Genomic DNA, 21,289 nt, shown 5'->3' on the forward strand with positions numbered 1-21,289 from the left:
GGGAGAGTGCCGGGTGCGGGTGGTTTCCGGCTGGTCGCGAACCACGACGGGCCCGCACCCGGCACTCCCCCCGAGCCCTATTCCGCGGTCTTCCGCGCCAGCGGATTGTTGCCTATCGAGTTGTGCACGCTGAAACTCACCGCGTCCGGCCGATAGCGGTCGTCCGACCACTCCACCGGACGCCCCTCGCGCGTCGTCGTCACGCGCCGCACCCGCAGCAGCGGACTCGTCCGGCGCACCCCGAGCAGCTCGGCGTCCAGCGCGCCGCAGGCCACCGCGTCGATGATGTGCTCGCCGTACGCGAAGACCAGACCGGTGTCGTCGTACAGGCGCTGGGTGACGGACGGGCAGTCGGGCTCGATCGCCTCGACCGCGGGGGAGATCCATTCGGCGTACACCGTGCGTTCGAGCAGCACCGGCTCACCGTCCAGGCCGCGGACCCGCAGGACGTGCAACACCGGGGTGCCGACGGCCAGTTGGAGGCGTACCGCGTCCTCGGAGGTCGCCGGGTGGTACTCCTGGGAGACCACATGGCCGGTGGCCTCGCGGCCCATGGTGCGGGCCCACTGGGCGAAGCTGCGCAGTTCGGCGAAGCTCTGGCTGCGGCGGCTGGCGAGCACGACCCGGCGGGCTCCCTGGCGGGAGCCGATGAGCCCTTCGGCGGTGAGGGCCGCGACGGCCTGGCGGACCGTGCCGCGTGAGACGCCGTAGTGCGCGGCCAGCTCCGACTCCGAGGGCAGCCGGCTGCCGACCGTGTACTCCTCGCGGTCGATCGCGTGCCGCAGCTCCTCGGCGATCGCCTCGTGTCGCGCCGTCATGCTTCCCCTCTGCGTAGGTCGCTGTGCACAGCGTGACCAGCCTAATCGACATCCTGCGGTGATCCGTGTCAACCGGAAGTGTGCAGGGAAACGGGGGTCGGTGTTTCTCCGGCGTTCATGAACACGACACCGGGGCCGGGCGTACTGAGGCCAACTTGTTCAGACAAGTTCTCCCTCACTTCTCATGTGTCCCCCTGGAGAGACCGTGACCGTGTCCCCGAGAAACGCCGTCCTCGGCGGCTCCCTCGCCGTCGTCGCCGCCCTCGCGCTGAGCGCCTGCGGTGCCGCCCCCGACAACGCGTCGACCACCACCAAGGACGGAAAGAGCGCCGCCACCGCCACCTCCGCGGCCGCCTTCGGCGGCATGGACGCCCTGGTCGAGGCGGCGAAGAAGGAGGGCACGCTGCACGCCATCGCGCTGCCCCGCGACTGGGCCAACTACGGCGCCCTCATCGACGGCTTCCAGAAGAAGTACGGCATCAAGATCGAGGTGGAGAGCCCCGACGGCTCCAGCCAGGACGAGATCAACGCCGTCACCTCCCGGAAGGGCCAGGACCGCGCCCCCGACGTCCTCGACCTCGGCAGCTCGTTCGCGCTGAGCGCCGCCCAGCAGGGCCTGCTCGCGCCGTACGAGGTGGCCTCCTACGGCGACATCCCCCAGGCGCAGAAGGACCCGAAGGCCCGCTGGTACAACGACTACGGCGGCTACATCTCCATCGGCTGCGACGCCGAGCGGGTGAAGTCCTGCCCCACCACCTTCAAGGATCTGCTCAAGCCGCAGTACAAGGGCCAGGTCGCCCTCAACGGCAACCCCACCAAGTCCGGCTCCGCCTTCGGCGGCGTCTACGCGGCCGCGCTCGCGCACGGCGGCTCCTTCGACGACATCCAGCCCGGCCTGGACTTCTTCGCCGAGCTCAAGAAGAACGGCAACTACACGCCGGTCGAGTCCACCCCGGCCACCGTCGAGAAGGGCGAGACGCCGATCTCGATCGACTGGGACTACCTGAACGCCGGCTACGCCGACGAGTTCAAGTCCAAGGGCGTCGACTGGAAGGTCTCCATCCCGGCCGACGGCCAGTACGCTCAGTACTACTCCCAGGCCGTCAACAAGGACGCCCCGCACCCGGCGGCCGCCCGCCTGTGGCAGGAGTACCTGTACAGCGCCGAGGGCCAGAACCTGTGGCTCAAGGGCTACGCCCGCCCCGCCCTGATGACCGCCATGGACAAGGCCGGCACGCTCGACAAGACGGCCGCCGCCAAGCTCCCCGCGGTGACGGGCAGCCCCTCCTTCCCGACCGAGGACCAGCAGAGCAAGGCCAAGACGGCCCTCGCGCAGGGCTGGGGCAAGGCCGTCTCCGGATGACCGCCGCTCTCCCGCGCGCGGACGTGGCGCCCGTCGCTTCGGCGAAGCGGCGGCGCCGCGCCCCCGGCTGGCTCGCCGTACTGCCGCTGCTGGTGTTCACGGCGATCGCCTTCGGGCTGCCCGCCGTGGCCATCGTGGACGGCGCCTTCACGGTCAAGGACGCCACCACCGGCGCCGCCGGCTACACCGGCGCCAACCTGACGGCCTCGCTGCAGGGGCCGTACCTCACCGCGCTGCTCGGCAGCGTCAAGCTGTCCGCGGTCTCCGCCGTGCTCGGCGTCCTGCTCGGACTGCCGCTCGCGCAGGCCGTGGCCGGCTCCCGCTCCCGCGCGCTGCGCGAGGCCGTGCTGACCGCCTCCGGCGTGCTCGCCAACTTCGGCGGGGTCCCGCTGGCCTTCGCCTTCGTCGCCACCCTCGGCAACGCGGGCGTCCTGACCATGCACCTGGGCCTGAAGGACAGCGGCTGGAACCTCTACAGCTTCTGGGGCCTGGTCCTCGTCTACCTGTACTTCCTGATCCCGCTCATGGTCCTCACCATCACCCCCGCGCTGGACGGTCTGCGCACCCAGTGGCGGGAGGCCGCGCTGAACAACGGCGCCACCGGCGCGCAGTACTGGCGGCACGTGGCCCTGCCCGTGCTCGCGCCCTCCCTGCTCGGCGGCCTCGTCCTGCTGTTCGGCAGCGCCTTCGCCGCCTACGCCACCGCCGCCGCCATGGTCGGCAGCGCCGTTCCGCTGGTCACCCTGCAGATCGCCGACGCCCTGTCCGGCAACGTGCTGGTCGGCCAGGAGAACGTCGCCCTCGCCCTCAGCCTCGACATGGTCCTGGTCGCGGGCCTGGTCATGGCCGTGTACCTGCCCCTTCAGCGACGGAGTGCCCGATGGCTCGACGCCTGACCCTCTGGCGGTGGGTCGTCCTCGGCCTCGCCGCCCTGTACTTCCTGGTGCCGCTCGCCGCGTCCGTGATCTTCACCGTCGACGTGCCCGGCCACGGCGTCACCTTCGACGCCTACAGCAGGATCCTGTCCACCGAGGGCTTCGTCTCCAGTCTGCTGCTCTCGCTGGAGCTGGCCGTGGCCACCATCGCCGTCGTCCTGCTGCTGATGGTGCCCGCCGTGGTAGCGCTCAGGCTCGGCGCGCCCCGGCTGCGGCCGGTGGTGGAGGTGGTGTGCTCGCTGCCGCTCGTGGTGCCGCCGATCGCCTTCGTCGCCGGCATCGTCAACGTGCTGAAGTGGGGGCCGGAGCACCTGTCCAGGACCCCGCTGTTCCAGACCTTCACGGCGATCCAGGACGAGGACTTCCCGGTCGTCCTCGTCCTCGCGTACGTCGTGATGGCGCTGCCGTTCGTGTACCGCGCGCTGGACGCGGGCCTGCGCGCCGTCGACGTGCGCACCCTCGTCGAGGCCGCCCGCAGCTGCGGCGCCGGCTGGCCCCAGGCCCTGCTCCGGGCCGTGCTGCCGAACCTGCGTGGCGCCCTGATGAACGCGGCCTTCCTCACCCTGGCCCTGGTCCTCGGTGAGTTCACCGTCGCCCAGCTGCTCGGTTTCCGCCCCTTCGCGGTGTGGATCTACAACATCGGCGGCTCCCAGGCCCAGATGTCCGTCGCCGTCTCCGTGCTCAGCCTGCTCGTCACCTGGGCCCTGCTCCTCGCGCTCGCCGGTGCCGGCGGCGGACGCGCCCGAACCGCTTCTTCCCGGGGATGACCCACATGACCGTCACCACGCTTGAGAAGGCCACTCAGGAAAAGGCCGCGACCGTCGAATTCCGCTCACTGCGGCGCGAGTTCGGGACGACCGTCGCACTCGACGGCCTCGACCTGACCGTCCGCCCGGGGGAGTTCCTGGCCCTGCTCGGCCCGTCCGGCTGCGGCAAGACCACCGCGCTGCGCATGCTCGCCGGGTTCGAACACCCCGACTCCGGCGCCGTGCTGGTGGACGGCGAGGACGTCACGCACGTCCCGGCCCACCGCCGGGACGCCGGGATGGTCTTCCAGTCGTACAGCCTCTTCCCCCATCTGAACGCCCTCGACAACGTCGCCTTCGGACTGCGCATGCGCAAGGTCCGCACCGCCGAACGCAGGGCCCGAGCGGCCGAGTTGCTGGAGCTGGTCGGGCTCGGCGACAAGGGGGAGCGGTACCCGCATCAGCTCTCCGGCGGCCAGCAGCAGCGCATCGCGCTGGCCCGTGCCCTCGCCCTGCGCCCGCGCGTGCTCCTGCTCGACGAGCCGCTGTCCGCGCTCGACGCCAAGGTCCGGCTCAGCCTGCGCGAGGAGATCCGCCGGCTCCAGCAGGAGCTCGGCATCACCACCCTGTTCGTGACGCACGACCAGGAGGAGGCCCTGTCGGTCGCCGACCGGGTCGCCGTCATGCGCGCCGGCCGCCTCGAACAGTGCGCCGAGCCCGCCGAGCTGTACGGCCGCCCCGCCACCGCCTTCGTCGCCGAGTTCGTCGGCACCATGAGCCGGATCCCGGGCGAGCTGAAGGACGGCACCGTGGAGGTGCTCGGGCAGCGGCTGCCGGCCGACGGCGAGGTGCCCGACGGCCCCGTCGACGTGCTGGTGCGGCCCGAGGCCGTACACGTACACGCCGACGAGCGGGGCGACGCCCGGGTCGTCGCCACCGCCTTCCTCGGCGCGGTCGTCCGGGTCACCGTACGGCTCGCCGACGGCACCGAAGCGAAGGCCGACCTGCCCGCGCACCAGGCCGCCGGGCTCGGCGCCGGAGCGGCCGTCGGCGTCTCGCTGCCCGAGCGCCCCGTACTGGTGGCCGAACGTATCCAGAAGTGAGGAACGACACCGACGTGACCCCCCACACCCCCACCCTCCCGCTGCAGGCGGTCCTGTTCGACATGGACGGCACGCTCGTGGACACCGAGCGCCTGTGGTGGGAGGCCGTCGAGCAGGTCGCCGGGCGCCCGCTGACCGAGGCCGACCAGCCGGACGTGCTCGGCCGCCCGGTCGAGCACACCGCCGCCTGGCTCGGCGCGTCCACCGGCCGCCCCGAGGCGGAGCTCGCCGCCGTACTGCACCGCGAGTTCGCCGAGCGCGTCCGCACCGGGATCGTGCCCCGCCCCGGCGCCCTGGAGCTGCTGGACGCGCTGGCCGCCGCCGGCGTCCCCGCCGCCCTGGTCACCGCGTCCCCGCGCGCGGTCGCCGACGTCGTCCTCGACGCGCTCGGCGCCGGACGGTTCGCGGCCTCCGTCACCGCCGACGACACCGCCCGCACCAAGCCGGACCCCGATCCCTACCTCGCGGCCTGCCGCGCCCTCGGCGTCGAGCCGGCCGCCTGTGTCGCCGTCGAGGACACCGAGACCGGCGTGGCCTCGGCCGAGGCCGCCGGATGCGCCGTACTCGCCGTCCCGTCCCTCGCCCCGATCGGCGCGGCTCCCGGCCGGACCGTGCGGGACAGCCTGGCCGGCGTCACCGCACAGGAGCTGAGCCGCATGGTCGCGCCCGAGCTGACGGTCATGACCTGGAACCTGTGGCTCGGCGGCAGCGAGGTGGACGACCACCGCGCCAAGCAGCTCAAGGCGATCCTGGACAGCGGCGCCGACGTCGTCGGACTGCAGGAGACCGCCGGCACCGCCGCCCAGGAGCTGGCCGGGGCGCTCGGCTGGCACCACCACCGGGCCGGCGAGAACCTCGGCGTCATCAGCCGCCACCCGATCACCGCCCGGCTCGGCGACCCGGACGTCGGCTTCTACGGCGCCGCGGGCGTCCGGATCGCGGTGGCCCCCGGCCGCGAGGTCGACGTGTGGACCGCACACCTGCACTACACGCCGTACGGACCGTACGAGGCCGCCTTCGACGGGCTGCCGGCGGCCGAGCTGATCGCCCACGAGGAGCTGCGGCTCGCGCAGCTGCGGGACGCGCTGCGGCGGATCGCCGAGGCGTCGCGGGACGGCGTGCCGGTCGTCCTCGTCGGCGACTTCAACTGCCCCTCGCACCTGGACCGGCCGCAGGTCGAGTGGCCGGTGACGAAGGCCGCCGAGGAGGCGGGCCTGCGCGACTCCTACCGGGAGGCCCACCCCGACCCGGCCGCCGCACCCGGGCACACCTGGTCCCCGGTCCACCCCGTGCACGAGGACGGCAGCGGGCGGCCCGAACCGCAGGACCGGATCGACTACGTCCTGCACCGGGGCCTGGCCGTGCTCGACGCGCGAACCCTCGTGACGGGCAGCCCGCGCCCCTGGCCGGACGTGGCGGGCAACGACTGGCCCTCGGACCACGCGGCGGTGCTCACCACGTTCACCCTGCCCCCTGCGTGACCCGGGGTTACCGCAGGTCACCATTGCGGTGCGGGGTGACCGTCCCGTAGGTTGTCCCGCACTCTCTACTGACTGGTAACACCGGCAGGTACCCCATGCGCTGGCCCCTCGGCCGTTCCACCACCGTCCGTTCGCGGATCGTGGCGCTCGCGCTCGCCCCGGCGCTCGCCCTGATGGCCCTGTGGAGCTTCGCCATGGTGTCCGTCACCGCCGAACTGCGCGCACTGGTCCGGCTCCAGGGGGTGTACGAGGACTTCGGCACCCCCGTCGACACCGCGATCGGACAGATCCAGATCGAACGCCGGATGTCCGCCGCCTACCTCGGCGCCCGCCCCGACCCGGCCGCCGCCGGGAACCTGCTCGGCCAGCAGCGCCGCACCGACCGGGCCGTCGACGCCATGCGGCGGGCGATCCGGGACGGCGACCGGGACCGGCTCAGCCGCCGGCAGCGGCAGTCCCTGGACGCCATGGCCGGCGCGACGGACCGGCTGGAGGGGCTGCGCTCGCTCGTGCTGTCCCGGCACATCTCCTGGGACCGGGCCGTCGAGCGGTACAGCGCGCTCGTGGAGCCCGGCTTCGACGTGCAGTCCACGCTCACCGCCCTGCAGGCCGGGCAGCTCGCCCGCGAGGCACAGGTCGTCGTCGAACTGGTCCGGGTGCGCGAGTTCGTCTCCCGCGAGGACGCCCTGGTCGCCGGGGCCCGGGCGGCCGGCAGGCTCACCGACCGGCAGTACGACACCCTCACCGCGACCATCGAGGACCGGCGCGTCTTCGAGCGCACCTATGTGCCCGACCTGCCCGCCGACTCGCGCGCGCTGTTCGAGGAGTTCGGCCGCGACGAGCTGCACCGCTCGCTGGTGCGCGGCGAGGACGCGCTGCTGCGGGCCGGGGCCGGCGGGGCCGGCCGGGCCGTCTCGGCGGACGGCTGGCGGTCGACCACCGACCGGGCCGTCAAGCGGTACATGCGGCTGTGCACACGCTCGGCGGAGAACTCGGCCGCCCGCGGCCGGGACTTCGCCTACCGGGAGCTGGCCAAGGCGGCCGTCGTGGGCGCCGTCGGACTGGCCGCCGTGGGACTGTCGCTGTGGTTCGCCGTCCGGGGCGCCCGGCGCGTCTCGCGCCGGCTGGAGACGCTGCGGGACGCCGCCGACCTGCTGACCACGCAGCAGCTGCCCGACGTCATGCGGCGGTTGAGCGCCGGCGAGGACGTGGACGCGGTGACCGAGGCGCCGCCGCTGGCCGCCGACGAGGTCCGCGACGACGAGATCGGGCAGGTCGGCCGGTCCTTCAACACCGCGCGGCTGGCCGCCATGGAGGCCGCGGTCCGGCAGGCCACCCTGCGCCGGGGCCAGTTCGCGGTCCTGCTCACCATCGCCCGCCGCAACCAGGCGCTGGTGCACCGGCAGCTGAAGCTCGTCGACACGCTGGAGCGGCGCACCGAGGACCCCGACGTCCTGCGCGAGCTGTTCCGCATCGACCACCTGACCACGCGCATGCGCCGGCACGCCGAAAGCCTGATCATCCTCTCCGGTGCCGCCCCCGGCCGCCGCTGGCGCCGGCCGGTGCCGGTCGCGGACGTCGTCGCCTCGGCCGTCGGCGAGATCGAGGACTACGCGCGCGTGGTCGTGCCGCCGATGCCCGAGGCCGGGGTGGCGGCGGACGCGGTCGCCGACGTCGTCCACCTGATCGCCGAACTGCTGGAGAACGCCACGGTGTTCTCGCCGCCGCACACCCAGGTCACGCTGCGGACCGGGCGGGTCGGCCGCGGGTTCGTGGTGGAGATCGACGACCGCGGGCTCGGCCTCGACGCCGAGGCGCGCGCCCTCGCCGAGCGCACCCTCACCGACCCGGACGACTTCGACCCCACCCGGCACGACCGGCTCGGCCTGTACGTGGTCGGCCGCCTCGCCGCCCGCCACGGCATCGAGGTCACCCTCCGCGATTCCCCGTACGGCGGCACCACGGCGGTGGTCCGGCTGCCGGAGCGGATGCTGGCGCGGCCGGAGACGGAGCCCGCGAGGACGGCCGGCGGGACCCGGCACGGCGGCGTCCCGGCCGAGGCGCCGCGCACGACGGGAGGACGGGCCGAGGCGCAGGGCACGGCGGGAGGAGGAGCCGAGGCACAGGGCACGGCGCGGCACCTGCCGCCCCGGCCACGAACCGGACCGACGCCCCTGGACCCGGCACTCCGGCCCGCGTCCGAGGCTGCGCCCGTGTCCGAGGCTGCGCCCGTGACTGAGGCTGCGCTCCTGCCTGAGGGCGTGCCCATCTCCGAGGCCGTGCCCGTGTCCGAGGCCGTGCCCGTGTCCGAGGCTGTGCCCATGTCCCGGGCCGTTTCCGAGGGTGCGCGCTCGGCCGGGTCCGGTCCGGTGCCCGGGCGGGGTGGTGCGGGCGCTCCCGCCCTGCCCACCCGTACCCGGCAGAAATCGCTCGCTCCGCAGCTGCGGGATGATCCGCCGGAGCGTGGCACCGGACGCGAGCTCGACGCCGAGGAGATGCGGGCGGTCCTCGGAGCCTTCCAGCGCGGCCTGGACCGCGGCCGCAAGGGCCTGCCCGTGCCCGATGACGTCCACGCCGAGAGCGCCGGCGCCGCGGACACCCCCGACGACGAGAGGACGGACACCGACGATGCACGGTGACGAGCAGACCCCGCGGCAGCCCGCCGTGCCCGCCGGAGCGCCCGGTACGGATCTCGGCTGGCTGCTGGACGACCTCGTGGCCCGCACCGAGCACGTCCGCCAAGCGGTGCTGTTCACCGCCGACGGCCTCCCGCTCAGCAGCTCCGACGGCATGCGCCGGCGGGACATCGAGCACCTGGCCGCCGTTTGCTCCGGCTTCCACGGCCTGGCCCGCTCCGCGGGGGAGCGGTTCGGCGCGGGCGCGGTGCGGCAGACGATGGTGATGCTGGACGACGCGTTTCTCTTCGTCACCCCCGCCGGGCACGGCAGCCGGCTCGCTGTGCTCAGCGGGGCCCGCACCGACGTCGGCCAGCTCGCCCACGAGATGGCCCTGCTGGTCCGCCGCCTCGGCCGCCATCTGGACGCGGCGGCCCGTACCACCTCATGATCCCGCGGTGAGCGACGAGCACTGGTACGAGGACGAGACCGGGCCGATGGTCCGCCCCTACACCGTGACCCGGGGCCGTACCCGGCCCGCCGGCCGGCACACCGCCGACCTGCTGTCCCGGGTCACCGCGCTCGACGCGGACGAGCCGGCGGCACAGAACCTCGATCATGCCCCGGCGGCCCTGCTCGCCCTGATCCGGCGCGGCCCCCGCCCCCTGGTCGAGCTGGCCGCGGACGCCGACCTGCCGCTCACCGTCGTCCGGGTGCTGCTCGGCGACCTGGCCGAGGCCGGACTCGTCCGCATCGACGCGCCCCGCCGCCCGGCCGCGGGTCCCGCGGCCGACCCCGCACTGCTCCAGGAGATCATGACCCGGCTGAAGGAGCTGTAGCCCGGGAGGACACGGTCAGCGGCGCACCAGCTCCGCCAGCAGGGCGGCGGTCGGCTCGTCGGCCGGCAGGAACGCCTCCAGCCGCAGCTCGGCCACGGTGACGTCGGTGGCCGTACCGAAGTGGGTCAGCGTGGTGATGAGCGTCAGCACCCGGTCGTCGTCCGGCCCGGTGGCCCGCAGGCGCAGGGGCACGGCGAAACCGAGGTGATCCGGTGAGTCGCCCGGCCGCCGCGGTGCCAGGGCGGTGAGGTCGGCGGCCAGGCGGGCCAGGCGTTCGTCCGGGTTGCGTACGCTCTCCGCCCGCACCCGGTCGACGATGTGCCACGCCCACTCGCGCAGGTTCACGATGCGCGGCGCGAGGCCCTCCGGGTGCAGCAGCAATCGGGGGACGCTCACGGGCGGGGCCAGCAGGTGCGGGGCCACGCCGGCGGTGAGCGCGTGGAAGCCCGCGTTGGCCGAGACGAGGTCGCCGTGCCGGTCGACGACCACCGCCGGACAAGGCAGATGACCGTCCAGGATCTGCCGGAGCGCGGTGCGGATCGGGCCGAGCCGGGGGTCGTCCAGGCTGCTGCGCGGGTACACCGGGGCGTATCCGGCCGTGAGCAGCAGCTCGTTGCGCTCGCGGATCGGGACCTCCAGGGACTCGGCAAGCCGGATGATCATGGATCGGCCGGGGGAGGACCGGCCGCTCTCGATGAAACTCACGTGCCGCTGCGTCGTTCCCGCACGCGTGGCCAGTTCCAGCTGGCTGACGCGCCGACGGGTGCGCCAGTCGCGCAGCGCGGTTCCGAGCCCTCCGACGGGCGATTCGCTGATCACTCCTCCTGTGTAACCCGCGGGATGGCCGCGCGGCCATTCCCCGGGGGGAATTGCCGCGCGACGGCCGGCGCAGCAGGGTCATGGCCGTGGAAACCGATCAGGAACGACACGGAGAAGAGCGATCATGACTGTTGCCACCGGCCTCCAGGACCTCACCGACCGGTACGTCGCCGTATGGAACGAACCCGACGCGGAGCGCCGCCGGGCCGCGATCCGGGAGCTGTGGTCCGCCGACGCGGTCCATACGCTGCAACCCCCCGGGGATCTGCGGCGGACCGCCCAGGGGCTGGGCTTCGGCCGGCTCGTCCTGGAGGCCCGCGGGCACGACGCACTCGACGTCCGGGGGACGCGCGCCCACGAGGAGTTCGTCGCGCCCGGCGACTACCTCTTCCGGTCGTGCGGCGACGCCGGCCGGCTGCACGACGTCGTCAAGTTCCACTGGGAGATGACGTCCCGGGACGGCGGCGAGGTCGCCGCGGTGGGCCTGGAGATCCTCCTCCTCGGCCCCGACGGGCGGATCACCGGCGACTACCAGTTCATCGAGGGGTGAGCGCGATGCCGTACACCCTCCCCACCGCGGTGCGCAGTTATCACCTCGGCGCCGGCGAAGGGACCGGGAGACTGTCGCTGCGCACCCGCCCACCGCGCCGGCCGGGACCCGGCCAGGTGGCGGTCGCGGTCCGTGCCGCCTCCCTGAGCTACCGGGAACTGCTCGTGCTGCGGGGGCGGTACGTCCTGCCGGTCGCACCGGACGTCGTCCCGGTCTCCGACGGCGCCGGTGAGGTCGTGGCCGTCGGACCGGACGTACACCGGGTGCGCCCGGGCGACCGCGTCACCGCCAACCTGTTCCCGCTCTGGCTGGACGGCCCGCTGGAGCCGGCCCGGCTGCCCCAGCTGGGCGGCACGCTCGACGGCATGCTGACCGAGCTGGCCGTCCTGCCCGCGGACGCCCTCGTACCCGTCCCCGAGCACCTCTCCTACGCCGAGGCGGCGACGCTGCCCTGCGCCGCCGTCACCGCGTGGAACGCGCTGACCGGCGACGGCCGCGGAGTCCGGCCCGGCCAGACCGTGCTGGCCACCGGCTCGGGCGGCGTCTCGCTGTTCACCGTGCAGTTCGCGAAGCTGCTGGGCGCCCGGGTGATCGTCACGACCGGCGACCGGGCCAGGGAGCGCCGGCTGCGCGAGGTGGGCGCCGACGAGGTCGTCGACCACCGTGCCGTGCCCGACTGGCACACCGCCGCCCGCGAGCTGACCGGCGGGCTCGGGGTCGACCGGGTCGTGGACACCGCGGGGACGCTTCAGCAGTCGCTGCGGGCGGTCGCCGTCGACGGGCACGTCGCCCTCGTCGGGTCCGTGTCCGGAGACTGGACGCCCGTCGACCCCCGGCTGCTGTTCGGTGCCGCGGCGACCCTGCGGGCGGTGGCCGTGGGCAGCCGGGCCCAGTTCGCCGCCATGAACGACATGATCGCCGCGCACCGGACGCGGCCGGTCATCGACCGGGTGTTCCCGTTCGAGGAGGCCGCGGCCGCCTACCGGTACTACGAGACGGCCCGTCCCTTCGGGAAGGTCGTCATCGAGGTGCGGTAGGCGTGGCTCCCGGCACCGGAGGCCGAGGGTGAGAGCTTCGGCCGCCACGGGACCACCCGGAAGTCGCCGATGTCCGTCTTCACCTCCTCGAACGGGGCCCGACGACCGGCAGGGGCCCGGCGCACTCCGGGTGGCCGGACCCTGCCGCAGGTCATGCGCCCCGGGGAGGACGGACGCCCGGGCGGGGGTGCGCAACGAATCGCCGCCGGACCCCCGCTCCACGCAACGAACCGCGCACCCGCGCGCAACGGCTCCTTCTTGTCCGGCCGAGCACGCCGACCGTACGGTCTTATCGGCCCCCCAAACCCCTCGTACCGGTGAGGATCCCGCATGCGCACCGCCCTGCTCCAGAGCTCCGGCCGCCCCGGCTCCGTCGCCGAGAACCTCCAGGTCCTCGACGAGGCCGCGGGCCGTGCCGCCGCCGGGGGCGCCGTGCTGCTCGCCGCGCCGGAGATGTTCCTGACCGGGTACGCGATCGGTGACGACATCGCGCGTCTCGCCGAGCCCGCCGACGGCGACTCCGCCGACGCGATCGCCGGGATCGCCGCCCGGCACGGGCTGGCCATCGCCTACGGCTACCCGGAGCGCGACGGCGAGACCGTGTACAACTCCGCCCAGCTGATCTCCGCCGAGGGCACCCGGCTCGCGAACTACCGCAAGACCCACCTCTTCGGCTGCGCCGAGCGCGAGCACTTCACCCCCGGCGAGCAGTCGCTCGTCCAGGCCCGGCTGGGCGGCCTGACCGTCGGCATCATGATCTGCTACGACGTCGAGTTCCCGGAGAACGCCCGCGCCCACGCCCTGGCCGGCACCGACCTGCTCGTCGTGCCGACGGCGAACATGCACCCGTTCCAGTTCGTCGCCGAGTCCATGGTGCCGGTGCGCGCCTGGGAGAACCAGATGTACGTCGCGTACGTCAACCGGGTCGGCACCGAGGGCGAGTTCGAGTTCTTCGGGCTCTCCGCCCTCGCCGGGCCCGACGGGATCGCCCGCACCCGCGCCGGCCGCGGTGAGGAGCTGGTCGTCGCCGACGTCGACCCCGCCTTCCTCGCCGCCTCCCGCGAGGCCAACCCGTACCTGAAGGACCGCCGCCCCGGCCTGTACGGGTCCCTGGTCTGATCCCCCCGAGCCCTCCCCGATCCACCCCCGCGCAAGGAGTCCGTACCCCATGACGTCCACGGTGCCCAACGCCGTCGAGCACACCGACGAGCAGCAGCCGCCGATCACCATGTTCGGCCCGGACTTCCCCTACGCCTACGACGACTTCCTCGCCCACCCGGCGGGCCTGGGCCAGATCCCGGCGACCGAGCACGGCACCGAGGTCGCGGTCATCGGCGGCGGTCTGTCCGGCATCGTGGCCGCGTACGAGCTGATGAAGATGGGCCTCAAGCCCGTCGTCTACGAGGCCGACCAGATCGGCGGCCGGCTCCGCACGGTCGGCTTCGACGGCTGCGACGACTCGCTGACCGCCGAGATGGGCGCGATGCGCTTCCCGCCGTCCTCCACCGCGCTGCAGCACTACATCGACATGGTCGGCCTGGAGACCACGCCGTTCCCGAACCCGCTGGCCGAGGCCACCCCGTCCACCGTCGTGGACCTCAAGGGCGAGTCGCACTACGCCGAGACCGTCGACGACCTGCCCCAGGTGTACCGGGACGTCGCCGCCGCCTGGAACAAGTGCCTGGACGAGGGCGCCGACTTCTCGGACATGAACCGCGCGATGCGCGAGCGGGACGTCCCGCGCATCCGCGAGATCTGGGCGAAGCTGGTCGAGAAGCTCGACAACCAGACCTTCTACGGCTTCCTCTGCGACTCCGAGGCCTTCAAGTCCTTCCGGCACCGCGAGATCTTCGGCCAGGTCGGCTTCGGCACCGGCGGCTGGGACACCGACTTCCCGAACTCCATCCTGGAGATCCTCCGCGTCGTCTACACCGAGGCCGACGACCACCACCGCGGCATCGTCGGCGGCTCCCAGCAGCTGCCGCTGCGCCTGTGGGAGCGTGAGCCGGAGAAGATCGTCCACTGGCCGTACGGCACCTCGCTGAAGTCCCTGCACCTGGACGGCGAGCCCAAGCCGGCCGTGACCCGGCTGCACCGCACGGCGGGCAACCAGATCACCGTGACCGACGCGAACGGCGACATCCGCACCTACCAGGCGGCGATCTTCACCGCCCAGTCCTGGATGCTGCTGTCCAAGATCGCCTGCGACGACTCGCTGTTCCCGATCGACCACTGGACCGCGATCGAGCGCACCCACTACATGGAGTCCTCGAAGCTCTTCGTACCCGTGGACCGGCCGTTCTGGCTGGACAAGGACGAGGAGACGGGTCGGGACGTCATGTCGATGACGCTCACCGACCGCATGACCCGCGGCACCTACCTGCTGGACGACGGCCCGGACAAGCCGGCCGTGATCTGCCTGTCGTACACCTGGTGCGACGACAGCCTGAAGTGGCTGCCGCTGTCCGCGAACGAGCGGATGGAGGTCATGCTGAAGTCCCTCGGCGAGATCTACCCGAAGGTCGACATCCGGAAGCACATCATCGGCAACCCGGTGACGGTCTCCTGGGAGAACGAGCCCTACTTCATGGGCGCGTTCAAGGCCAACCTGCCCGGCCACTACCGCTACCAGCGGCGCCTGTTCACGCACTTCATGCAGGACCGGCTGCCCGAGGACAAGCGGGGCATCTTCCTCGCCGGCGACGACATCTCCTGGACGGCCGGCTGGGCCGAGGGCGCGATCCAGACCGCGCTGAACGCGGTCTGGGGCGTCATGCACCACTTCGGCGGCGAGACCGACGCGACGAACCCGGGCCCGGGCGACGTCTACGACGAGATCGCGCCGGTGGAGCTTCCCGAGGACTGACCCGGGAACGGACCAGGGCGCGGGCGGCCGGCCTCAGACTCCGGCCGCCCGCGCCTTTTCAAACACCTCGGCGGCGACGTCCGTCAGCTCGGCGGCGTCCCGCGCGGTGCCCTGCAGGTCGATGAGGATCTCGTCCAGACCGATCGCGGCGTGCTCCACGAGGTCCGCCACGATCTGGTCGACGCTGCCCTGGAAGGGCCGGCGGTCCGTGCCCTCGTACGGCTTGGCCCCGCGTTCGGTGTTCACCCGCAGCACGGTCCGGATCGGCTCCGTGCGGCCCCGCTCCTCGGCCAGCTCCCGCAGCCGGCGCCACTGGCCGGCGATCTGCCCGGCCCCCATGCCCACCGGCAGCCATCCGTCGGCGTGGTCCACCAGCCGGCGCAGGGCCCTGCCGTTGCCCGCGGCCAGCAGGACCGGAATGGGCCGCGCGGGCTTGGGACCGACCACGGCGGAGCCGATCTTCGTGAGCGGGCCCTCGTGGACGACCGGATCCGGGCCCCACACGGCACGGCACACCGCGATGATCTCGTCCAGGGCCTCGCCGCGTTCCTCGAAGGGCCGGACGCCCGAGGCCGCGTACTCGTCCAGGGACCAGCCCGTGCCGAGGCCGGCGACCACCCGGCCGCCGCTCGCCGCGTCCAGGGTGGCCAGGGCCTTCGCCAGCTGGAACGGCAGATGCAGCGGAGCCACCAGGACACTGGAGCCCAGCTCCGCCCGCTCGGTGGCCGCCGCGGCCAGGGTGAGGGTGACCAGCGGGTCCGCCACGCTCCGGTACGCGTCGGGCCAGGCAAGGCCCTCGATGCCGTACAGGCCCTGGGTGGCGGGCTCGGGGAACAGGGCCCGCTCGAAGACCCACAGGCTCTCGTAGCCGATCTGCTCGGCGGCGCGGGCCACCTCGGGGACGTCCTTGCCGATCGAGTACTGCCGCATCTGGGGAAGACCGAGACCGAGCCGGGTCGCCATGCCGTTGCTCCTCTGCAATCGGGTGCCTGACGGTCAACGTGTCACGGTCACGGGGGAGTTCCTCGGGCGGCACGCCCAGGGGCGAGATCCGGCCACATCAGTCGGGGAGCGGGGTCAGCAGCATCCGGCCCGCGAACCCGACCGCCGCGTCCAGCCGTTCGGTGAACTCCTCGGCGACGTCGGCGCAGGTCCGCAGCGCCCACAGGGCGCGGGCCGCCGCCCAGGTCGCGTCCCGGGCCCGCTCCAGGCTCCAGGAGCCCAGCAGGTGGGTGAGCGGGTCGGCGATCTGGAGCAGGTCGGGACCCGGCATCAGATCCTCGCGGATGCGTTCCTCCAGTGCCACGAGGAGCTCGCCCACCCGGTCGAACTCGTCCTCCAGATCGGCCGGCCGGCAGCCGAGCGTGCGGCAGGCGTCGACCACGGCGAGGGCCAGGTCGTGCCCGATGTGGGCGTTGATGCCGGCCAGCGCGAACTGGAGCGGCCGCACCCCGGGGTGCCGGCGGAGCTGGAACAGGGGTCGCCAGCAGGCGGGCGGGCGGCGGTCCGCGGCGGCCGTGTCGACCGCCGTCAGATACCGCTCGGCGAACCGCACGCTCAGCGCGCCCGCCGCCCGCGGGTCCGGGAACTCCCCGGAGTCCAGGCGCCGGCCGACCTCCTCGGTGACGGCGAGGTAGACGCGGTTGAACACGGCGACGCCGTCGCCCGCGGGCAGGGCCGCGTCGAGAGCGCGCATCCGCGCGACGACGGCGTCGACGGGGGTGATGAGGTGTGCCGGCTGCGCCATGGGGGAAGCGTCCCAGCCCGCGGCCCGGCCGGCGCGCCGACCGGCCCGGTGCTTCGCCGGAACGAGGGAACGCCGGAACGAGGGAACTCCGGACCGGGCCCGCCGGAACGAGAGCGCCGTACCGCGAGCGCCGTACCGAGAGCGCCGGTCCGGGTCCGTCGTGCCGGGAGTGCCGCCGGTCCCGGCACCCGGACCGGTTGCGCCGGCGGCGTCCGCGCGCCTACGGCTTGGCGCCGGGCGTCTGCGCGTCGTAGGACGACGTGCCCTCGTCCAGCAGCGGTTCCTGCTTCTTCAGATGGGCCGGGGCGAAGGCGCGCAGTGCGTGGTAGCCGGTGATGACGACCAGGGTGCCGAGGGCGATGCCGCTGAGCGAGAAGGTGTCCGTGAACTTCATGGTGACGTTGCCGACGCCGATGATGATGCCCGCGGCGGCCGGGACCAGGTTCAGCGGGTTGCGCAGGTCGACCTTGGCGTTGATCCAGATCTGGGCGCCCAACAGGCCGATCATGCCGTACAGGATGACGGTGATGCCGCCGAGGACCCCGCCCGGGATCGCGGCCACGACCGCGCCGAACTTCGGGCAGACGCCGAAGAGCAGCGCGAAGCCCGCGGCGGCCCAGTAGGCGGCGGTGGAGTAGACGCGGGTCGCGGCCATCACACCGATGTTCTCGGAGTAGGTGGTGTTCGGCGGGCCGCCGACGGCCGTCGACAGCACGGAGGCGACGCCGTCCGCCGAGATCGCCGTGCCCAGTTTGTCGTCCAGCGGGTCGCCGGTCATCTCGCCGACCGCCTTGACGTGACCCGCGTTCTCCGCGATCAGGGCGATCACCACCGGCAGCGCGACCAGGATCGCCGACCACTGGAAGGACGGTCCGTGGAAGGAGGGCAGGCCGATCCAGTCGGCGTTGGAGACGCCGGAGAGGTCCAGGCGCCAGTGGTCGGTGACCTTGCCGCTCGGGCTCATGGAGTGGATCTTGCCGAAGATCCGGTCGAACGCCCAGGAGATGCCGTACCCGAAGACCAGGCCGAGGAAGATCGCGATGCGCGACCAGAATCCACGCAGGCAGACGACCGCCAGACCGGTGAAGAGCATCACGAACAGGGCCGTCCACTGGTCCTGCGGCCAGTAGGTGGACGCGGTCACCGGGGCCAGGTTGAAGCCGATGAGCATGACGACCGCGCCGGTCACGATCGGCGGCATGGCGGCGTGGATGATCCGCGCGCCGAAGTACTGCACGGCGAGGCCCACCAGGAACAGCGCGACGCCGACGACGAGGACCGCGCCGGTCACGGTCGCGCTCGTACCGCCCTGGGCGCGGATCACGGCGGCGACACCGACGAACGACAGGGAGCAGCCGAGGTAGCTCGGCACCCGGCCGCGGGTGGCGAGCAGGAAGATCACGGTCGCGACACCGGACATCATGATCGCGAGATTGGGGTCCAGGCCCATCAATACCGGGGCGACGAAGGACGCTCCGAACATGGCGACCACGTGCTGGGCGCCCAGGCCCACGGTGCGGGGCCAGGAGAGCCGTTCGTCGGGGCGTACCACCGCTCCGGGCGCGGGCGTGCGCCCGTCACCGTGCAGTTTCCAGCGCACGCCGAGGTCCATGGTGGGTTTCGCTTTCTTACGTACGTGAAGACGGTCCGGACCATTGTCAGGGGTAACCGGTGGCTTTACGCTCGCCCGATCCTACTTATGAACTGAATTCACATATCTGATCAGCGGTAGATCGGAGTGCTCGATGAGTGGAGGGCCCGGGCGGCCAGCGACCCCGGACTGCGGCGCGCCCTCGCGGACCTGACCGACCGCGCCGACGCCCTACGTCCAGCGCGACGGACAGCGCAATCCGGAGATCGACAGCGGCACGGACCGCCAGGACGCGGAGAAGGTCTTCGACTCGACGTACGACCTCGCCCTCGCCTGGTACTACACCGGCCGGCGCGACTACGCCGAGAAGGCCGGGCAGATCCTGCGCACCTGGTTCCTGGACCCCGCCACCCGGATGAACCCCGCCCTCGACCACGCCCAGTTCATCCCGGGCGATCCTCGCGACCGGCGCGCCCGGCTGGACGAATACGCCACCGGCGACACCGCCCTCGCCCGGCGGACCGTGCTCGACGCGCGCGCCCGGCGGATCGCCCCGCAGATCGCGGCCGACGGCAGTCAGCCCCAGGAACTCGCCCGCACCCGCAGCCGGCACTACTCGGCCTTCGATCTGGTCGCCTACACCCGGCTCGCGGCCATCGGCCGGCACGTGGGCGTGGACCTCTGGGACTGCCGCGGGCCGGAGGGGGCAGAGCCTGTTCCGGGCGGTGGACCACCTGCTGCCGGCCGCGACCGGCAGCGCCGCCCGGCCGCACCCCGAGCTGGAGTTCCACCGGTACGCGGCGACCGATGTGGTGCACGCGGCGGCCGACGCCGGCGACCCGGCGGCGCCCGGGCGGCCGTGCCCCGCCTCCAGGTGCCGCCCGGGGGAGACCTCTGGGCGCTGCGGCCCGCCGCCGAGCAGCTGGACTCCATAACCGGCTGACCGCGCCGGCCCCGGGCCTCCCGGCCGGGTTCCTGAGCGGTCGCTTAGTATGTGCGGTGCCCGGGGGTGCCGCCACCCCGCCAGCGCTGCTCAGGAGCCCCTGCCGTGACCGCCGAAGCCCCGACCGCCACCACCGTCTCCCATGGCCGGCTGATCCCCGTCACCGTCCACTTCGACGATCTCGACGCGCTCGGACTGCTGCACAACGCCCGCTACCCGCTGATGGTCGAGCGCGCCTGGACCGAGCTGTGGAACGAGTACGGCGTCCGCTTCGACGGCGACTGGGCGGCGGCCGGCGACGCCTGCAACGCGGTCCGCGAACTGCGCATCGGCTACGAGGCCCCGGTCACCCGCCCCGGCACCTACGCCGTCCACCTCTGGCTGGAACGGCTCGGCACCACCGGCCTCACCTACGGCTTCCGGTTCTGCTCGGCCGACGGGACCCGGACCTACGCCCAGGGCGCCCGGGTGCTGGTCCGGCTGGATCCGGTGACCATGCGCCCCACGCCCTGGACCGAGACCTTCAGGGCCGCGGGTCGGGCACTGCTGCGGCCCGCGGACTGACCTCCGCGCGGCTCCCGCGCTCGGCGGTGCGCAGCACGCCCGCGAACAGCGCGAGCCCGCACGCCAGTACCGTCACCACGCAGAAGGACACCATCAGGCTGGTCGCCTGGGCCACGCCGCCGATCAGGCTCGGCGCGATCAGCCCCGAGGTGTAGGTGATGGTCGCCACGCCCGCGATGGCCTGACTCGGGTGGGGGCCGGCGTGCCCGGCCGCCGCGAAGCAGAGCGGTACCACCACCGCGATGCCGAGCCCCATCAGCGCGAACCCGGCCATCGCCACCGCCGGGTGTCCGGCGAGCACGACCAGCAGCCCGCCCAGCCCGGCGAGGACACCGCCGGCGCGCACCGTACGGACCGCGCCGAAACGGTTCACCATGGTGTCCCCGGCGATCCGCGCCACGGCCATGGTCAGCATGAAGCCGGTCGTGGAGGCCGCCGCGAGGCCGGCCGAGCTGTCCAGCCGGTCCCGCAGGAAGACCGCCGACCAGTCCAGGCTCGCGCCCTCGGCGAACACCGCGCAGAAGCCGACCGCGCCGATCAGCAGCGCGGAGCGCGGCGGCAGCGCGAACCGCGGGGGCGGTTCCTCGTCCTCGGCGGGCTGCAGGTCCAGCACCCAGCCGCAGGCCGCGAAGCCGAGCAGGGTCAGGACGGCCGACGCGAGGGCGAAGTGCAGGCGCGCGTCGGCGCCGAGGTGCGCGGCCAGCGTTCCGGCCGCCGAGCCGATCAGGGCGCCCGCGCTCCACATGCCGTGCAGCCCCGACATGATCGACCTGCCGAGCAGCCGCTCGATCTCCACACCGAGCGCGTTCATCGCGACGTCGGCCATGCCCGCGGTCGCGCCGTAGGTGAACATCGCCAGGCACAGGGTGACCAGGTTCGGCGCGACGGACGGCAGCACCAGGGACAGCGTCCACAGCGCCAGCAGTCCGCGCAGGGCCGTACGGCTGCCGAAGCGGTGGCTGATGCGGCCCGCCAGCGGCATCGCGCAGGAGGCGCCGAACGCCGTGAAGGCCAGCGCGAACCCCAACTGGCCCGTGCCGAGCGAGGTGTGCTCCTGGACCCACGGCACGCGCGTCGCGAACGAGCCGGTCACGGCGCCGTGCACGGCGAACACGGCCGCCACGGCGTACCGGGCGCGCCTCACCTCGCCGCGCGCGCTTCTCACGTCACTCATGTCCCAGTCCCTCCCCAAGGGTGCCCAGCCGGCTCTGCCCGCAACGCGGCTTTCTCGTGGTGCGGCTTTCCGGCCTTCCCGCCACGAGGCCCTTCCGG

Annotated in this window: 19 protein-coding genes and 1 pseudogene; 14 read left to right on the forward strand and 6 right to left on the reverse strand. The window is 73.3% G+C overall.

Annotated elements, in window-relative coordinates:
• Window positions 1–77: 77 nt before the first annotated feature.
• The gene (locus FHS34_RS35070) at window positions 78–818 is read right to left on the reverse strand and encodes a GntR family transcriptional regulator (RefSeq protein ID WP_184973122.1); all 741 of its coding nucleotides are present in this window, start codon (window positions 816–818) and stop codon (window positions 78–80) included.
• Between the two features lie 184 nt (window positions 819–1,002).
• Between FHS34_RS35070 and FHS34_RS35075 the strand changes: the two genes are divergently transcribed.
• The 8 genes from FHS34_RS35075 (at window position 1,003) to FHS34_RS35110 (ending at window position 9,900) form a co-directional block, all read left to right on the forward strand.
• Window positions 1,003–2,181, forward strand: a complete 1,179-nt coding sequence (locus FHS34_RS35075) for an ABC transporter substrate-binding protein (RefSeq protein ID WP_184973124.1) — start codon at window positions 1,003–1,005, stop codon at window positions 2,179–2,181.
• Complete coding sequence (locus FHS34_RS35080) at window positions 2,178–3,077, forward strand: ABC transporter permease (protein ID WP_184973126.1); 900 nt, start codon at window positions 2,178–2,180, stop codon at window positions 3,075–3,077. The genes FHS34_RS35075 and FHS34_RS35080 overlap by 4 nt, the downstream gene beginning before the upstream one ends.
• The gene (locus tag FHS34_RS35085) at window positions 3,062–3,883 is read left to right on the forward strand and encodes an ABC transporter permease (protein WP_184973128.1); all 822 of its coding nucleotides are present in this window, start codon (window positions 3,062–3,064) and stop codon (window positions 3,881–3,883) included. Before FHS34_RS35080 ends, FHS34_RS35085 begins: the two co-directional genes overlap by 16 nt.
• Window positions 3,884–3,888: 5 nt before the next feature.
• A complete protein-coding gene (locus tag FHS34_RS35090; RefSeq protein WP_184973130.1) occupies window positions 3,889–4,965 on the forward strand; it encodes an ABC transporter ATP-binding protein in 1,077 nt (358 codons plus the stop codon).
• Window positions 4,966–4,979: 14 nt separating this feature from the next.
• A complete protein-coding gene (locus FHS34_RS35095) occupies window positions 4,980–6,446 on the forward strand; it encodes an HAD-IA family hydrolase (RefSeq protein ID WP_184973133.1) in 1,467 nt (488 codons plus the stop codon).
• Window positions 6,447–6,541: 95 nt separating this feature from the next.
• The gene (locus FHS34_RS35100; protein WP_184973135.1) at window positions 6,542–9,085 is read left to right on the forward strand and encodes a sensor histidine kinase; all 2,544 of its coding nucleotides are present in this window, start codon (window positions 6,542–6,544) and stop codon (window positions 9,083–9,085) included.
• The gene (locus FHS34_RS35105; RefSeq protein ID WP_184973137.1) at window positions 9,075–9,512 is read left to right on the forward strand and encodes a roadblock/LC7 domain-containing protein; all 438 of its coding nucleotides are present in this window, start codon (window positions 9,075–9,077) and stop codon (window positions 9,510–9,512) included. The genes FHS34_RS35100 and FHS34_RS35105 overlap by 11 nt, the downstream gene beginning before the upstream one ends.
• Before the next feature lie 7 nt (window positions 9,513–9,519).
• Window positions 9,520–9,900, forward strand: coding sequence for a DUF742 domain-containing protein (locus tag FHS34_RS35110; protein WP_225817744.1), 381 nt, complete (start codon window positions 9,520–9,522; stop codon window positions 9,898–9,900).
• 15 nt (window positions 9,901–9,915) lie between these two features.
• Here the strand turns inward: FHS34_RS35110 and FHS34_RS35115 are convergent, their stop codons facing one another.
• Window positions 9,916–10,719 carry a helix-turn-helix domain-containing protein gene (locus tag FHS34_RS35115; protein WP_184973139.1) on the reverse strand — a complete coding sequence of 268 codons (804 nt, stop codon included), beginning with the start codon at window positions 10,717–10,719 and terminating at the stop codon, window positions 9,916–9,918.
• A gap of 124 nt (window positions 10,720–10,843) precedes the next feature.
• On the opposite strand from FHS34_RS35115, the gene FHS34_RS35120 reads away from it, so the two are divergent.
• From FHS34_RS35120 to FHS34_RS35135, 4 genes are all read left to right on the forward strand, one after another.
• A complete protein-coding gene (locus FHS34_RS35120; RefSeq protein ID WP_184973141.1) occupies window positions 10,844–11,269 on the forward strand; it encodes a hypothetical protein in 426 nt (141 codons plus the stop codon).
• A 5-nt stretch (window positions 11,270–11,274) separates the two neighbouring features.
• Complete coding sequence (locus tag FHS34_RS35125; RefSeq protein WP_221509874.1) at window positions 11,275–12,306, forward strand: zinc-dependent alcohol dehydrogenase family protein; 1,032 nt, start codon at window positions 11,275–11,277, stop codon at window positions 12,304–12,306.
• A gap of 330 nt (window positions 12,307–12,636) precedes the next feature.
• Window positions 12,637–13,425: a carbon-nitrogen hydrolase family protein gene (locus FHS34_RS35130; protein ID WP_184973143.1), complete on the forward strand. Its 789-nt coding sequence runs from the start codon at window positions 12,637–12,639 to the stop codon at window positions 13,423–13,425.
• A 49-nt stretch (window positions 13,426–13,474) separates the two neighbouring features.
• The gene (locus tag FHS34_RS35135; protein WP_184973145.1) at window positions 13,475–15,172 is read left to right on the forward strand and encodes a flavin monoamine oxidase family protein; all 1,698 of its coding nucleotides are present in this window, start codon (window positions 13,475–13,477) and stop codon (window positions 15,170–15,172) included.
• Between the two features lie 33 nt (window positions 15,173–15,205).
• Here FHS34_RS35135 and FHS34_RS35140 read toward each other — a convergent pair whose 3' ends face one another.
• The 3 genes from FHS34_RS35140 to FHS34_RS35150 form a co-directional block, all read right to left on the reverse strand.
• Complete coding sequence (locus FHS34_RS35140; RefSeq protein WP_184973147.1) at window positions 15,206–16,135, reverse strand: LLM class F420-dependent oxidoreductase; 930 nt, start codon at window positions 16,133–16,135, stop codon at window positions 15,206–15,208.
• A 97-nt stretch (window positions 16,136–16,232) separates the two neighbouring features.
• Window positions 16,233–16,919 (reverse strand): DUF5995 family protein, encoded by a 687-nt coding sequence (locus tag FHS34_RS35145; RefSeq protein WP_184973149.1) that lies wholly within the window; start codon window positions 16,917–16,919, stop codon window positions 16,233–16,235.
• 220 nt (window positions 16,920–17,139) lie between these two features.
• Window positions 17,140–18,531, reverse strand: a complete 1,392-nt coding sequence (locus FHS34_RS35150) for a uracil-xanthine permease family protein (RefSeq protein ID WP_184973152.1) — start codon at window positions 18,529–18,531, stop codon at window positions 17,140–17,142.
• A gap of 208 nt (window positions 18,532–18,739) precedes the next feature.
• Here FHS34_RS35150 and FHS34_RS35155 point away from each other — a divergent pair.
• Window positions 18,740–19,453, forward strand: a pseudogene (locus FHS34_RS35155) (alginate lyase family protein); the annotation flags it as partial.
• Window positions 19,454–19,558: 105 nt separating this feature from the next.
• The gene (locus tag FHS34_RS35160; RefSeq protein WP_184973154.1) at window positions 19,559–20,017 is read left to right on the forward strand and encodes an acyl-CoA thioesterase; all 459 of its coding nucleotides are present in this window, start codon (window positions 19,559–19,561) and stop codon (window positions 20,015–20,017) included.
• Here FHS34_RS35160 and FHS34_RS35165 read toward each other — a convergent pair.
• Window positions 19,977–21,191 (reverse strand): MFS transporter, encoded by a 1,215-nt coding sequence (locus tag FHS34_RS35165; RefSeq protein ID WP_184973156.1) that lies wholly within the window; start codon window positions 21,189–21,191, stop codon window positions 19,977–19,979. The genes FHS34_RS35160 and FHS34_RS35165 overlap by 41 nt on opposite strands.
• Window positions 21,192–21,289 lie beyond the last annotated feature (98 nt).

The sequence above is a fragment of the Streptomyces echinatus genome, from assembly GCF_014203595.1.
GTDB classification, from domain to species: Bacteria; Actinomycetota; Actinomycetes; order Streptomycetales; family Streptomycetaceae; genus Streptomyces; species Streptomyces echinatus.

Excerpts from the sequence above, each read along its gene's own strand:
- FHS34_RS35135 (WP_184973145.1), top strand. The coding sequence starts at position 13,475 with ATGACGTCCACGGTGCCCAACGCCGTCGAGCACACCGACGAGCAGCAG.
- FHS34_RS35105 (WP_184973137.1), top strand. The coding sequence starts at position 9,075 with ATGCACGGTGACGAGCAGACCCCGCGGCAGCCCGCCGTGCCCGCCGGA.
- FHS34_RS35090 (WP_184973130.1), top strand. The coding sequence starts at position 3,889 with ATGACCGTCACCACGCTTGAGAAGGCCACTCAGGAAAAGGCCGCGACC.
- FHS34_RS35120 (WP_184973141.1), top strand. The coding sequence starts at position 10,844 with ATGACTGTTGCCACCGGCCTCCAGGACCTCACCGACCGGTACGTCGCC.
- FHS34_RS35145 (WP_184973149.1), bottom strand. The coding sequence starts at position 16,919 with ATGGCGCAGCCGGCACACCTCATCACCCCCGTCGACGCCGTCGTCGCG.
- FHS34_RS35100 (WP_184973135.1), top strand. The coding sequence starts at position 6,542 with ATGCGCTGGCCCCTCGGCCGTTCCACCACCGTCCGTTCGCGGATCGTG.
- FHS34_RS35140 (WP_184973147.1), bottom strand. The coding sequence starts at position 16,135 with ATGGCGACCCGGCTCGGTCTCGGTCTTCCCCAGATGCGGCAGTACTCG.
- FHS34_RS35075 (WP_184973124.1), top strand. The coding sequence starts at position 1,003 with ATGTGTCCCCCTGGAGAGACCGTGACCGTGTCCCCGAGAAACGCCGTC.
- FHS34_RS35150 (WP_184973152.1), bottom strand. The coding sequence starts at position 18,531 with ATGGACCTCGGCGTGCGCTGGAAACTGCACGGTGACGGGCGCACGCCC.
- FHS34_RS35125 (WP_221509874.1), top strand. The coding sequence starts at position 11,275 with ATGCCGTACACCCTCCCCACCGCGGTGCGCAGTTATCACCTCGGCGCC.
- FHS34_RS35080 (WP_184973126.1), top strand. The coding sequence starts at position 2,178 with ATGACCGCCGCTCTCCCGCGCGCGGACGTGGCGCCCGTCGCTTCGGCG.
- FHS34_RS35165 (WP_184973156.1), bottom strand. The coding sequence starts at position 21,191 with ATGAGTGACGTGAGAAGCGCGCGCGGCGAGGTGAGGCGCGCCCGGTAC.
- FHS34_RS35070 (WP_184973122.1), bottom strand. The coding sequence starts at position 818 with ATGACGGCGCGACACGAGGCGATCGCCGAGGAGCTGCGGCACGCGATC.
- FHS34_RS35085 (WP_184973128.1), top strand. The coding sequence starts at position 3,062 with ATGGCTCGACGCCTGACCCTCTGGCGGTGGGTCGTCCTCGGCCTCGCC.
- FHS34_RS35130 (WP_184973143.1), top strand. The coding sequence starts at position 12,637 with ATGCGCACCGCCCTGCTCCAGAGCTCCGGCCGCCCCGGCTCCGTCGCC.